The organism is Uniformispora flossi, from assembly GCF_049534875.1.
In the GTDB taxonomy this organism is placed as follows: Bacteria; Actinomycetota; Actinomycetes; order Streptomycetales; family Streptomycetaceae; genus Yinghuangia; species Yinghuangia aomiensis.
Window position 1 is genome coordinate 19178 of record NZ_JBMULZ010000021.1, and the last position, 13619, is coordinate 32796.

The following is a 13619-nucleotide window of genomic DNA, read 5'->3' on the forward strand; positions in this document are numbered from 1 at the left end:
AACAATGCCGCCCGTGACGTTGGATCGAGCGCCCCTGCGCGTGGCCGCGGCCCAGGCCCACGCCCTGGCCGGGAACGTGGCCGAAAACGTGGCAACCGCCGCCCAGCTCGTCCGCTTCGCCGCGGCCTCGGGCGCCGACATCGTCGTGCTGCCCGAGATGTTCCTGTCCGGGTACGACCTCGACCTCATCCGCAGCGACCCCGCCGCCTGCGACGTCGTCCCCGGCGACCGCCGCCTCGACGACCTCGCCGCCGCCTGCTACGCCAGCCGCACCGTCGCCGTCGTCGGCGCCGCCGTCCGCCGCGGCGGACGCCGCACCATGTCCCTCATCGTCGTCGGCCTCGACGGCGAAGCCCAGATCGCCTACGACGCCCAGCACCTCCCGCGCGACGCCCGCACCCTCTTCGAACCCGGCGACCACGGCTGCTCCGTCGAAGTCCGCGGCTGGCGCCTCGGCCTCGGCACCCGCAGCGACATCGGCTTCCCCGAACACGTCCGCGCCGCCACCATGGACGGCTGCGACGCCTACCTGTGCTCCGGCCTGTTCACCCGCGGCGACCTCGAATACCGGCGCGGCCTCTTCCTCGCCACCCGCGCCCTCGAAAACACCTGCTACACCGTCCTCGCCAACCACGTCGGCGCCACCGGCGACGGACCCGCGTGCGGCCGCAGCGCCGTCTTCGGCCCCGACGGCCGCGTCGTCACCGAAGCCGACGGCGAACGCGTCGACGTCATCACCGCCACCCTCCAGGACTTCGAAGTCGAAGCCGCCCGGGAAAGCCTCACCATGCTCGCCGAACTACCGTGCCCCGCAAGCCGCCGCGAACGCATCAAACTCGACTGACGCCAGCCGGAACGCGCGCCCCGCCCACCCCGATCTGGCGCCCCGCACACCCCCGCGCTTAAGCTCGCCCGAGGCCTACCGGCGGGTAACGCGGCACTGCGCCACTGCGCCCTCGCCCGCACCGGCCGCAAGCGACCAGCCGACCAGGGGAGCGCCGCAGTGGGCCAGGGACGAATCCTCGCAGCGACCGCCGCCGCCGCGGCCCTCCTGCTCACCGCCTGCTCGTCCTCCTCCGGCAGCGACCCCGCAACCACCGCCGACGCCCCGGCCCCCACCACCCCGGCCGCCGCACCCACCGCCCCAGGCCCCGCCACCGGACCCGGCGGCTCCGCCTACGTCGCCCTCGGCGACTCCTACAGCGCCGGCGTCAAAATCTCCGCCACCCTCCCCGGCACCCCCGCCGTCTGCGCCCGCAGCGCCGACAACTACCCCCACATCCTCGCCAAGGCCCTCAACGTGCCGTCCTTCACCGACGTCACCTGCGGCGGCGCCGTCACCGACGACTTCGCCACCGCCCAAAAAGGCGGCGCCGACGGCAACTCCATCGCTCCGACCCCCCAATACGACGCCCTCGGCCCCGACACGAAACTCGTCACCATCGGCATCGGCGGCAACGACATCGGCTTCGGCGGAATAGTCACCACCTGCGCCCTCAGCAGCGGCTCCACCACCTCCGCCACGCCCTGCACCGACACGTTCACCAAGAACGGCACCGACACCCTCAAACAACGCATCGACGCCACCGGCACCAAGATCGACAACGTCCTCGCGACCGTCCACACCAAATCCCCGAACGCCCGCATCCTCCTCGTCGGCTACCCCGCGATCCTCCCCGAGACCGGCGACGGCTGCCGCGACAAACTCCCCGTCGCCCCCGGCGACCTCCCCTACCTGCGCACCACCCTCGGCAACCTCAACAAGATGCTCGCCGACCGCGCCGCCGCCGGAAACGCCGCCTACGTCGACACCTACACCCCCGGCCGTGGCCACGACGTCTGCCAGCCCGCCGGCACCCGCTGGATCGAAGGCCTCGCCCCCGAACAGCCCGCCGCCCCCGTCCACCCCAACGCCCTCGGCCAGCAAGGCATGGCCGCCGCCGTGCTCGCCACGGCCAAAACCGCCTGACCCGGACACCGCGGCCCACCACCCGCAACCACCCGCCTGGCCACCGGTCCGGCCACCGGTCCGGCCACCCAGGGCCACCCCTCCGGCCACCCCGGGACACCGTCCGGAAACGTCCGCCGCCTGGCCTAGGCTTGGCCTCGATGAGCGACACCGCGGAAACCGCAACCCCCCCGACCGGCACCGCCCCCACCGGCCCCGCGCCCACCGGACGCCCCGGCGTCGGCGACCTCCTCGACGCCGCCGTCGAAGCCGTCGGAGGCACCCGGCGACCCGGCCAAATCCGCATGGCCGAAGCCGTCGCCGGCGCCATCGCCCGCCGCGAACACCTCCTCGTCGAAGCAGGCACCGGCACCGGCAAATCCCTCGCCTACCTCGTCCCCGCCCTCGCCGGACGCGGCCGCGTCGTCGTCGCCACCGCCACCCTCGCGCTACAACGCCAACTCGTCGAACGCGACCTCCCCCGCACCGTCGACGCCCTCCACCCCCAACTCCGCCGCCGCCCCACCTTCGCCACCCTCAAGGGCCGCAGCAACTACGTCTGCCTCCACCGCCTCCACGACGGACCCCCCGACGAAGGCGACCAACTCTTCGAACCCTCGCCCACCTCGCAAATCGGCCGCGACATCATCCGCGTCCGCGACTGGGCCGACGACACCGAAACCGGCGACCGCGACGACCTCAGCCCCGGCGTCAACGACCGCGCCTGGGCCCAAGTCTCCGTCTCCTCAAGCGAATGCCTCGGCGCGAACAAATGCCCCTACGGCGAAGACTGCTTCGCCGAACGCGCCCGCGACATCGCCAAACAATCCGACATCGTCGTCACCAACCACGCCCTCCTCGCCATCGACGCCCTCGAAGGCGCCCCCGTCCTCCCCGAACACGAAGTCCTCGTCGTCGACGAAGCCCACGAACTCGCCGCCCGCGTCACCGCCGTCGCCACCGACGACCTCACCATCGGCACCGTCGAACGCGCCGCCCGCCGCGCCGCCAAACTCGCCAACGAAAAAGCCGTCGACGCACTCCAGACCGCCGCCGAGGCCTACGCCAAAACCATGGGCCCCCGCGAACCCGCCCGCATCAACGAACCCGACGCCGACCTCGGCTGGACCCTCGCCGCCCTCCGCGACGCCTGCCGCGCCGTCATCACCTCCCTCGGCGAAGTCCGCGACAAAACCCTCAGCGACGAAGACGCCTCCCGCCGCCAAGCCATGGCCTCCGCCCAGTCCATCCACGACACCTGCGAACGCATCCTCGGCGGATCCCCCTACGACGTCCTCTGGGTCGAACGCAACGACCGCGTCGGACCCTCGCTGCGCATCGCCCCCCTCGCCGTCGCCGGACTCCTCCGCGACGCCCTCTTCGGCGACCGCACCGTCGTCCTCACCTCCGCCACCCTCAAACTCGGCGGAGACTTCACCGGCGTCGCCCGCACCCTCGGCCTCAACCCCGAAGGGCTGCTCCCCGAACCCGGCGCCACCGTCCCGGTCACCGCCATCCCCGCCCCCAAACCCGCCGCCAAACCCGCGGCCAAACCCGCGGCCGACCGCGACACCGCCGACGACGACACCGACGCCACCGACGCCACCGCATCCGGCACTTCCGACACCTCCGATCAGGAAGACGCCGACCCGGACAACGACACCGACCTCGCCGTCTGGCGCTCCCTCGACGTCGGATCCCCCTACGACTACCCCCGCCAAGGCATCCTCTACGTCGCCAAACACCTGCCCCCACCCGGCCGCGACGGCATGCACCCCGACACCCTCGACGAACTCGCCGAACTCATCGAATGCGCCGGCGGCCGCACCCTCGGCCTCTTCTCCTCCCGCCGCGCCGCCGAAGCCGCCACCGAAGCCCTCCGCGAACGCCTCGACCTGCCGATCCTCTGCCAAGGCGACGACTCGCTCCCCGAACTCCTCAAAACGTTCGCCGAAGACACCCGCACCTGCCTCTTCGGCACCCTCTCCCTCTGGCAAGGCGTCGACGTCCCCGGCCCCTCCTGCCAACTCGTCGTCATGGACCGCATCCCCTTCCCCCGCCCGGACGACCCCCTCATGGCCGCCCGCGCCCAAGCCGTCCACCAGGCCGGCGGCAACGGCTTCATGGCCGTCTCCGCCACCCACGCCGCCCTCCTCATGGCCCAAGGCGCCGGACGCCTCATCCGTGCCGGAGAGGACCGCGGCGTCGTCGCCGTCCTCGACTCACGCCTCGCCACCGCCCGCTACGGCGGCTTCTTCCGCGCCTCCATGCCCGACTTCTGGTACACCACGGACCGCAACCAAGTCCGCAAGTCCCTCGCCGCGATCGACACCTGACGGACCATCCGGCAACCGCACCGGCCGGCCGGAACGTATCCTCGGACCGGCGCGCGCCGACCCACGGCCGCGCCACGCACCCGAGGGGGGAGCATGTCGCAGCCGCCGAACGGCCCCTACGGCCCGCCAGGGAACCCGCCGCCAGGACCACCCGGCCCGCCCGACAGCACCCCGCCCTGGCAAGCCATGACCCACGCCGGCGGCCCCTCCGCGGCGGTCCCGCCGCAAAGCAAGCCGCCGACCACCCCGCCCGCGGGCCCCACCCCCGCCGCGGTGCCGCCCGGCGCCGAACCCGGACTCTCCCTGCCGGGCGTCCCCCCGCCCCCTGGCACCCCCAGCCCGGCCGGTCCGCCCGGCCCCGCACCCGCGGCCTACCCCGGCAGCACCCCGCCGCCCGCCACCCCGCCCTACAGCTACGGGACCTCCAGCACCCCGCCCCCGCAGCGCACCCCCGGACGCGGCCTCATCGCCGGACTCTCCACCATCACCGCGCTGGCCGTCATCGCCGCCAGCGCCCTCGGCTACCTCTACGCCACCAAAGACGACGGCGGCACCGGCCCCGGCGGCGGCCTCGCCACCGACGGCAAAACCATGCGCCAAGCCTGGAAAAGCCCCGCCCCCGGCGCCCGCATCGACATGCTCGGCACCTGGACCGCACCCGGCCGCACCATCGCCGGCGACAAAACCGCCCTCGTCGCCTACGACGCCGGCACCGGCGCCGAAATCGGCCGCTTCACCCCGCCCACCGGCGAATTCTGCGGCATGGCCGCACACAGCAGCGACGGCGTAGGCCTCGCCATGTACGGCTCCAAAGACGCCTGCGACACCACCGTCGCCGTCGACCTCGCCACCATGCGCAGCCTCTGGGACAAGAAAACCAAGACCACGGCCACCGGCGACAAATACCGCAGCGTCGAAACCGACAGCGGACCCGGCACCGCCGTCCTCTCCACCAGCACCGGCGTCGCCGCCTTCGGCCTCAAAGACGGCGTCCAGAAATGGAGCTGGAACTTCGACCGCAGCACCACCAGCACCACCGACGACCCCGAAGTCGACGCGCTCCGCATCGACGGCGGCACCGTCCTCGTCGAACTCGGCCAGTACACCAAAAACACCCCCGCCCAAGTCGTCGCCCTCGACGCCGCCGACGGCCGCAGAAAATGGCAGACCACCATCCCCGTCACCGACAGCGGATACTCCACGGTCTACCTCGTCAACGCCGAACCCGCCGTCGTCGAAATCCAACGCAACGGCAGCTACTACCTGCAAAGCCTCGGCGACCAAGGCCAACTCCGCGCCGAAATCCCCCTCCGCGGCCCCGACGGCACCCTCCGCGCCTACGACACCCGCAGCGCCGCCTACAGCTCCGACTTCGGCGCCGCACCGCAATACGGCGTCGTCATCACCAAGGACACGCTCTTCGCGACCGCCGTCAAACGCGACCAGCCCGCCGGCGAAGCCGTCCGTCTCGTCGCCTTCGACCTCGCCAGCGGAAAAGCCCGCTGGAGCACCGCCCTCGGCGGCGACCTCTACAACGCCGACGTCGTCGGCACCGACGACACCGCCGTATTCGTCCTCGGCCGCGGACTGCCCGGCACCCCCGGCAAACTCGTCGCCGTGAAACGCCAGGACGGCAACGTCCGCGGCGCCCGCGCCGTCGACGGAAAAGACTTCCTGGCCGCCGACGAACGCGCCGGCTGGAGCCTCGCCGACCAGCGCCTCACCGCCTTCGCGTGGACCGCCTATCCGGAAGTCCCCGCCCTCGTCACCCTGGCCTGACCGGCACCCCGGCGGAACACAAAAACGGGCCGCGGAACACCTTCGTGTTCCGCGGCCCGATTCCGTTCGGGGATACGCCGGGAGACGCCCGGCGCGGTTCCCGGTCAGACCCGGCGCATCACCGCGACGACCTTCCCCAGAATCGTCGCGTCGTCACCCGGAATGGGCTCGTACGACGGGTTGTGCGGCATCAGCCAACGGTGCCCGTCGCGATTCCGCAGCCGCTTCACCGTCGCCTCGCCGTCCAGCATCGCGGCCACGATGTCGCCGTTCTCCGCCACCGGCTGACGGCGCACCGCGACATAGTCGCCGTCCATGATCGCCGCCTCGATCATCGAATCACCGCTCACCTTGAGCAGGAAAACCTCGCCGTCGCCCACCAGCTGGCGGGGCAGCGGGAAAACGTCCTCGATCGACTGCTCGGCCAGAATCGGACCACCCGCGGCAATGCGGCCCACCACCGGCACATACGACGCGGCCGGCCGGTCCGCGCCATTGGCCGCGGTGCCGTTCACGCCCGCCGCACCCGGCGCGCGGGTGCCGTCGGGGGAGCGGACCTCGTACGCCCGCGGACGGTGCGGATCGCGGCGCAAATACCCCTTGCGCTCCAGCGCCATCAGCTGGTGCGCCACGGACGACGTGCTGGACAGGCCCACCGCCTCGCCGATCTCGCGCATGCTCGGCGGATAGCCGCGCGACTCGACCGACGCGCGGATGACCTCCAGGACCCGGCTCTGGCGCGGCGTCAGACCACCCGCGCCGCGACGCGGCAGCGCCCGCACCTGACCCGAGTCCGACCGTTCCCCCCCGGGTGCGTCCGTTGCGGTTGCGGTGTTCCGGGCGGCACTGGCAAAGGCCGGCGACGGAACGCCTCCGGTGGCTTCTCCGGACACGGGTTTCCCCTCTCGACGGATTACTCGCACACGGAGAACGGTAGCCCGGTTCGAAAGGTTGCGCCAAACACACGTTCGAGTGAATTTGGTCGATTCCGTCGCCGAGCACTCCACTGGCGTAGTATTTAATCGTACAGGTATTCGATCGAAAGTTTGTACAGTGTGCGTCGGAGTCCGCCGGAGTCCGCCGCTTCCGCGTCGAAACCGTCGATCACGACACGTTCGCGCAGTCGCGCCCGGTTCCGCCCGGCCCGCGAATCCGAAGTCCGCGAACCGGGATTCACGAGGCCGCCGCAACACCCCGCACCCCCTGGGGCAGACCTGCGGACAAAGTCCGAACTGTCCGACATCACCCGTAACATGCGGCCACCCGGCTGAATTTTCGCCCCACGGGTTTCCGGCTCCGACGCGGTGACCTGCGCCGATGACGAGAGGTGGCAACCCCCTCTCCGAGCGTCAGTGTGTCGGCTTGCAGCCCCCCGGGCGGAGGCTTACGGTAGCCACTACATCTTGTGGTCCGGTCTTCGAACTAACCCACAAGTTGTGGTCGCCGTATATATCACATCCCGAAGCGCACCCGACGCCAACCTCGCCCGAACGAGGACCGGGGGCGCGGGCGACGACCGACCCGGACAGCATCCCGGCAGCCCCACAGGCCCCCGATGCCGCCCGACACCAGCAAGGCAGGCACTCAGGGGAGGACACACCAGTCATGCACTGCCCCTTCTGCCGACGACCCGACAGCCGCGTCGTCGACAGCCGCACCACCGACGACGGCGCCGCCATCCGCCGCCGCCGCTCCTGCCCCGACTGCGGCCGCCGCTTCACCACCATCGAGTCCGCCTCGCTCACCGTCGTCAAACGCAGCGGCGTCACCGAACCCTTCAGCCGCGACAAAGTCGTCACCGGCGTCCGCAAAGCCTGCCAAGGCCGCCCCGTCACCGAAGACGCCCTCGCGCAACTCGGACAACGCGTCGAAGAAGCCGTCCGCGCCACCGGCTGCGCCGAACTCAGCACCCACGACGTCGGCCTCGCCATCCTCGGACCCCTCCGCGAACTCGACGAAGTCGCCTACATGCGCTTCGCCTCCGTGTACCGCGCCTTCGACTCCCTCGACGACTTCGAAGCCGAAATCGCCCTGCTCCGCACCGGCGCCGCCGACGCCCTCGCCACCCCCGGCGAACCCGGCACCCCGTCCACCGCACCCGCCGAAACTCCCCCCCGAACCGGGGGATTGGATCCGGCCACCGATGGACAACCACACAAACTGCACCCCCCGGAGCCCGCGCCCACGGCCGGGCCCCACCCCGGCTGAGCACCCCCGCAGCCGCATAAAACCGCATTACCCACTGGTGGAACGAACGACGGGCCACCCGATCGGGCACGCCGGAATCCCCGGAACGCCCGCGGCGTTGTTCAGGAGGAGATACGTATGACAGAGACGACGAGCGGCTCAGCACGCAGCACCAGCCGGAAGGCCGGCAAGGGACTGCGCATCGAGCGCGTGTACACGACCCCCGGCAGCCACCCCTACGACGAGGTGGTCTGGGAACGTCGTGACGTCGTCATGACGAACTGGCGCGACGGCTCGATCAACTTCGAGCAGCGTGGCGTCGAGTTCCCCGACTTCTGGTCGGTGAACGCGGTCAACATCGTGACGAGCAAGTACTTCCGCGGCGCCGTCGGCACCGAACAGCGCGAGTCCAGCCTCAAGCAGTTGATCGACCGGGTCGTCAAGACCTACCGCAAGGCCGGCGAAGACCACGGCTACTTCGGCTCCCCCGCCGACGCCGAGATCTTCGAGCACGAACTGACCTACGCCCTCCTCCACCAGATCTTCAGCTTCAACTCCCCGGTGTGGTTCAACGTCGGCACCGCACAGCCCCAGCAGGTCAGCGCCTGCTTCATCCTGTCCGTCGACGACACGATGGAGTCGATCCTCGACTGGTACAAGGAAGAGGGCCTGATCTTCAAGGGCGGCTCCGGCGCCGGCCTCAACCTCTCCCGCATCCGCTCCAGCAAGGAACTCCTCTCCTCCGGCGGCAACGCCTCCGGCCCGGTGTCCTTCATGCGCGGCGCGGACGCCTCCGCCGGCACCATCAAGTCCGGCGGCGCCACCCGCCGCGCGGCCAAGATGGTCGTCCTCGACGTGGACCACCCGGACATCGAAGACTTCATCGCCACCAAGGTGAAGGAAGAGGAGAAGATCCGCGCCCTCCGCGACGCGGGCTTCGACATGGACCTGGGCGGCGACGACATCACGTCCGTCCAGTACCAGAACGCGAACAACTCGGTCCGCGTCTCGGACGAGTTCATGAACGCCGTGGAGTCGGGCTCGGAGTTCGGCCTGCGGGCCCGCATGACCGGCGACGTGATCGAGAACGTCGACGCGCGCGGCCTCTTCCGCAAGATGGCGGAGGCGGCCTGGGCGTGCGCGGACCCGGGCATCCAGTACGACGACACGATCAACCACTGGCACACGTGCCCGGAGTCGGGGCGGATCACGGCATCCAATCCCTGCTCGGAATATCTTCATATCGACAATTCGTCGTGCAACCTTGCGTCGCTGAACCTCATGAAGTTCCTGCGCGACGACGACACCTTCGACGCGGTGAAGTTCGCCAAGGTCGTCGAACTGGTCATCCTCGCGATGGACATCTCGATCTGCTTCGCGGACTTCCCGACGCAGAAGATCGGCGAGAACACCCGCGCCTTCCGCCAGCTGGGCATCGGGTACGCGAACCTGGGCGCGCTGCTGATGGCGACCGGGCACGCGTACGACAGCGACGGCGGCCGGGCGCTGGCGGGGGCGATCACGTCGCTGCTGACCGGTACTGCGTACAAGCGCTCTGCCGAGCTCGCTTCGGTGGTCGGACCCTACGACGGTTACGCCCGCAACGAGACCGCGCACAAGCGGGTCATGCAGCAGCATGCGGACGCCAGCGCGGCCGGCATCAGTGTCGATGCTCTCGACAAGTCGGTGTGGGACGCGGCGGGCAAGGTGTGGAAGGACGTGCTCAAGCTCGGCGAGAAGCACGGGTTCCGCAACGCGCAAGCCAGTGTGTTGGCGCCCACCGGAACAATCGGACTTATGCTCGATTGCGATACGACTGGTGTCGAACCGGACTTGGCGCTGGTCAAGTTCAAGAAGCTGGTCGGCGGCGGCTCGATGCAGATCGTCAACGGCACGGTCACCCGCGCGCTCAAGAAGCTCGGCTACCCGGACGAGCAGGTCGAGGCGATCGTCGAGTACATCGGCGAGCACGGCCATGTCGTCGACGCCCCGAGCCTGAAGGCCGAGCACTACGAGGTCTTCGACTGCGCGATGGGCGAGCGCGCGATTGCCCCGATGGGCCACGTGCGGATGATGGCGGCGATCCAGCCGTTCATCTCGGGAGCCATCTCCAAGACGGTGAACCTGCCGGAGCACGCGACCGTCGAGGACATCGAGCAGATCTACCTCCAGGGCTGGAAGCTCGGCACAAAGGCCCTCGCGGTTTATCGCGACAATTGCAAGGTCGGCCAGCCGCTGTCCGCGAAGAAGAAGGAAGCGGCAGTTGAGGAGAAGCCTGCCGCGGTCGAGAAGGTCGTCGAGTACCGGCCGGTCCGCAAGCGTCTGCCCAAGAGCCGCCCGGGGATTAGCACCTCGTTCTCGGTGGGTGGCGCCGAGGGCTACATGACGGCCAATTCGTACCCGGACGACGGCCTGGGCGAGGTCTTCCTGAAGATGTCCAAGCAGGGTTCGACCCTCGCGGGCATGATGGACGCCTTCTCGATCGCCGTGTCGGTGGGCCTGCAGTACGGCGTGCCGCTGGAGACGTACGTTTCGAAGTTCACGAACATGCGCTTCGAGCCCGCGGGCCTGACGGACGACCCGGACGTGCGGATGGCGCAGTCGATCGTGGACTACATCTTCCGTCGTCTGGCGCTGGACCACCTGCCGTTCGAGACGCGTTCGGCGCTCGGCATCCACTCGGCCGAGGAGCGTCAGCGCCACCTCGACACGGGCTCCTACGAGCCGGCCGCGGTCGAGGCGGACGACGAGGACGTCGAGACGGAGACGCTGGCGCAGTCGGCGCCGGTGGAGCGGAAGCCGTCGACGCCGTCGCTGAAGGTGCTTCCGGCGGCGGTGCATTCGTCGACCGAGCTGCTGGAGGCCCAGCAGGGCCGCAGCGCGGACGCGCCGCTGTGCTTGTCTTGTGGGATCAAGATGCGCCCGGCGGGCAGCTGCTACGTCTGCGAGGGCTGCGGTTCGACGAGCGGCTGCAGCTGAGCCGCTGACTGAGCCGAACGGGTGAACTAATCGGCGGGATGCGGGTCTTCGGGCCCGTATCCCGCCGATTTTGTCAGTGTGGGCGACTTCGCTTGAGGCATGAGCACTTCGCGTGGATCCCTCGTCGGTTCGACCCTGCTGACCACTGAGATCGGACTTGTCCGGCTCGACCAACTCGCGGCTATATCGGCGGCCTCCGGCCGGCTTGACGTCGTGGCACGGGGTCAGGGCCGAACCGTGTCTGTGCGTTGTTGGCCGACGCGCCGCGGAAGCGACACAATCCGTCGCGCGATCACCGCATCCGGATTCTCCTTGGCCGGCTCTCCGAACCACCAAATCGTTGCCATCGATCCGGAAACAGGGATCCGCCGGTGGGCGCGGCTGGCCGAACTCGGCATCGGCGCAGTTGTTCCCCTCGCGCTGGGAGGGTTTGTCGGTACTGAACGTCGCGTGCCGTTACCCGTGCTCAGCCAGGCCTATTACACCAACGACTTGGAATTGGCGGTCCCGAACGCGGTTTCCGCCGACCTCGGCGAACTTGTCGGGTATTTCATGGGCGATGGCAGCCTGCACGCCAAGGGAATCCGGCTCTGTGTCGCCGAGGACGACAGGGACGTTGTGGAGCGACTCGCCTTGCTTGTTCGGCGATTGTTCCGCGTGACACCTGTGGCCACCTTGAGGGAGGGGTACCTCGAACTCGCGGTGAACTCGACTCGGCTCGCAGAATGGTGGCACGTGGCCGGCTTCGCCAAGGGCCTGCCTGACGCCGGGCATCGCGGGAAGGGGTGGACACCACACGTTCCCGCCGCGCTGCGCGAGTGCAACTGCCCTCGGACCTATGCTGCGTTCTTGCGGGGGCTGTTCGAAGCCGACGGCACCGTTGCGGAGGGCGTCCCCATTCTGAGCACCGCGTCGGCCCGATTCGCCGACGAGGTCCGCGCGATGCTTCTGGCCCTTGGGCTCCTGACGACCACGCGGCAGACAACCAGCGGCTTCGGCGGATCGATCTTCCAAGTGCGCCTGCGGAATCTTTCGTACGCGGCCCGCTTCTTGGGGAGCGTGGGTTTCATCGGTTCGCGCAAGGCACGCCGTCTGTACGTGGGCGATTCTGCCAACACCGGCAAGCGGGACCGAATCTACTTGCCTCGAAGGCAGTGGCGGGAGCTGATTCCCGTCTCGGACCCGCGGCGCTCCCTCATCCTCCAATCGCTGAGGCGATACGGCAGCGTGCCGCGGAGCCTCGCTGACGCGCTGCACGTGGACTACCCCGATACGCGGCTGAAGCGTGCGCTCGCGGACTTCTATGAGTCGGTGTGTGACGTTGCCGATGAGCCCAGTGGCGGCGAGAACCGGCTTTCAGTGGACTCGGAGGCATCGGTCGTGGCTTCCGGTTTCATGGTCCGCTGACGTCCCCTGCGCGGGCGGGGTGCCCCGGTTGGCCGGGGCGCCCTGGCACACGGGGTGCTACCTCAGATCCCCAACGCCTCCCGTGTCCGGTCCAGTTCGGCCGGGTCTGTCGTGGTCGGGACGAGGAAGAGTTCGTCGAAGCCCGCGTCGCGGATGGTGTCGACGGCTTCGCGGAGGGCTTTGGGGGTGTGGATGGTGGCGGAGTCGGCCATGGCGGTGGCGAGTTCGTCGCCGAAGATGCGGAGGTAGTCGAAGGCGTAGGTGTGGAGGCGGGTTTCGGCGTCGGGGCCGAGGGCGTACCAGATGCTCGTCGACAGGTGGGGTTTGTCGGTGCGGCCGGCTTCGGTCCAGGCGGCGCGGACGCGGGCGGCGACGTCGGCGAGGTTGGCGGCGTCGGGGCGGGTGATGGAGGTGCCGTCGTCGATGCCGGCGGCCCAGTGGGCGGCGCGGGCCATGGCTTTGGGGCCGATGGCGCCGGAGACGAGGGGCGGGCCGTCGGGTTGGACGGGCGGGGGTCCGACGGGGTCGAGGTCGGGTTCGGGCGGGGTGCCGGCCCAGGTGGCGCGCATGGTGGCGATCTGGTCGTCGAGGCGTTGCCAGCGGCGTTCGAAGGGGGCGGCGACGGCGCGGTAGTCCTGTTCGCGGCCGCCGACGCCGACGCCGACGGTGAGGCGGCCGTCGGAGAGGCGGTCGACGGAGGCGAGGTCTTTGGCCATGCGGACGGCGTTGTGGGAGGGCAGGACGACGATGGTGGTCCAGAGCCGGACGCGTTCGGTGAGTGCTGCGGCGGCGGCGAGTTGGACGGTCATGGAGTGGCTGGTGTAGGCGACGCGTTCGGGGACGGCGAGGCTGGACCAGGGTCCTTCGTCGATGCCGCGGCACCATTCGAGCACTTCGGTGCGGCCGTGGGGGAGCATGGTCGGGAGGGTCATGGCGATGTCCACGACGGGGGATGCTGCCTCAGGGCGCATGCGAGAGCAATG

At 69.9% G+C, this 13619-nt stretch carries 9 protein-coding genes; 7 read left to right on the forward strand and 2 right to left on the reverse strand.

Annotated features, from left to right (window positions below; all coding sequences use genetic code 11):
- Positions 1-13 precede the first annotated feature (13 nt).
- The 4 genes from ACPA54_RS32790 to ACPA54_RS32805 all read left to right on the forward strand — a co-directional run bounded on the left by ACPA54_RS32790 (position 14) and on the right by ACPA54_RS32805 (position 6063).
- Complete coding sequence (locus tag ACPA54_RS32790) at positions 14-844, forward strand: carbon-nitrogen hydrolase family protein (protein WP_345675422.1); 831 nt, start codon at positions 14-16, stop codon at positions 842-844.
- Positions 845-1003: 159 nt separating this feature from the next.
- Positions 1004-1969 (forward strand): SGNH/GDSL hydrolase family protein, encoded by a 966-nt coding sequence (locus tag ACPA54_RS32795; RefSeq protein ID WP_423535266.1) that lies wholly within the window; start codon positions 1004-1006, stop codon positions 1967-1969.
- A gap of 140 nt (positions 1970-2109) precedes the next feature.
- Entirely contained in the window at positions 2110-4284 is a 2175-nt protein-coding gene (locus tag ACPA54_RS32800) for an ATP-dependent DNA helicase (RefSeq protein ID WP_423535268.1), read from the forward strand.
- 186 nt (positions 4285-4470) lie between these two features.
- Positions 4471-6063 carry an outer membrane protein assembly factor BamB family protein gene (locus tag ACPA54_RS32805; protein ID WP_423535270.1) on the forward strand — a complete coding sequence of 531 codons (1593 nt, stop codon included), beginning with the start codon at positions 4471-4473 and terminating at the stop codon, positions 6061-6063.
- 104 nt (positions 6064-6167) lie between these two features.
- Here the strand turns inward: ACPA54_RS32805 and lexA are convergent, their stop codons facing one another.
- Positions 6168-6845: a transcriptional repressor LexA gene (lexA, locus tag ACPA54_RS32810; RefSeq protein ID WP_423535272.1), complete on the reverse strand. Its 678-nt coding sequence runs from the start codon at positions 6843-6845 to the stop codon at positions 6168-6170.
- Positions 6846-7668: 823 nt separating this feature from the next.
- Here lexA and nrdR point away from each other — a divergent pair.
- The 3 genes from nrdR (at position 7669) to ACPA54_RS32825 (ending at position 12636) form a co-directional block, all read left to right on the forward strand.
- Positions 7669-8271, forward strand: coding sequence for a transcriptional regulator NrdR (gene nrdR, locus ACPA54_RS32815; protein ID WP_423535274.1), 603 nt, complete (start codon positions 7669-7671; stop codon positions 8269-8271).
- A gap of 117 nt (positions 8272-8388) precedes the next feature.
- Positions 8389-11229, forward strand: coding sequence for a vitamin B12-dependent ribonucleotide reductase (locus ACPA54_RS32820; RefSeq protein ID WP_423535275.1), 2841 nt, complete (start codon positions 8389-8391; stop codon positions 11227-11229).
- A 99-nt stretch (positions 11230-11328) separates the two neighbouring features.
- On the forward strand, positions 11329-12636 hold the full coding sequence (locus ACPA54_RS32825; RefSeq protein ID WP_423535277.1) for an LAGLIDADG family homing endonuclease: 1308 nt from the start codon (positions 11329-11331) through the stop codon (positions 12634-12636).
- Between the two features lie 62 nt (positions 12637-12698).
- On the opposite strand, the gene ACPA54_RS32830 is transcribed toward ACPA54_RS32825, so the two are convergent.
- Positions 12699-13580, reverse strand: a complete 882-nt coding sequence (locus ACPA54_RS32830) for an LLM class flavin-dependent oxidoreductase (RefSeq protein ID WP_423535279.1) — start codon at positions 13578-13580, stop codon at positions 12699-12701.
- Positions 13581-13619 lie beyond the last annotated feature (39 nt).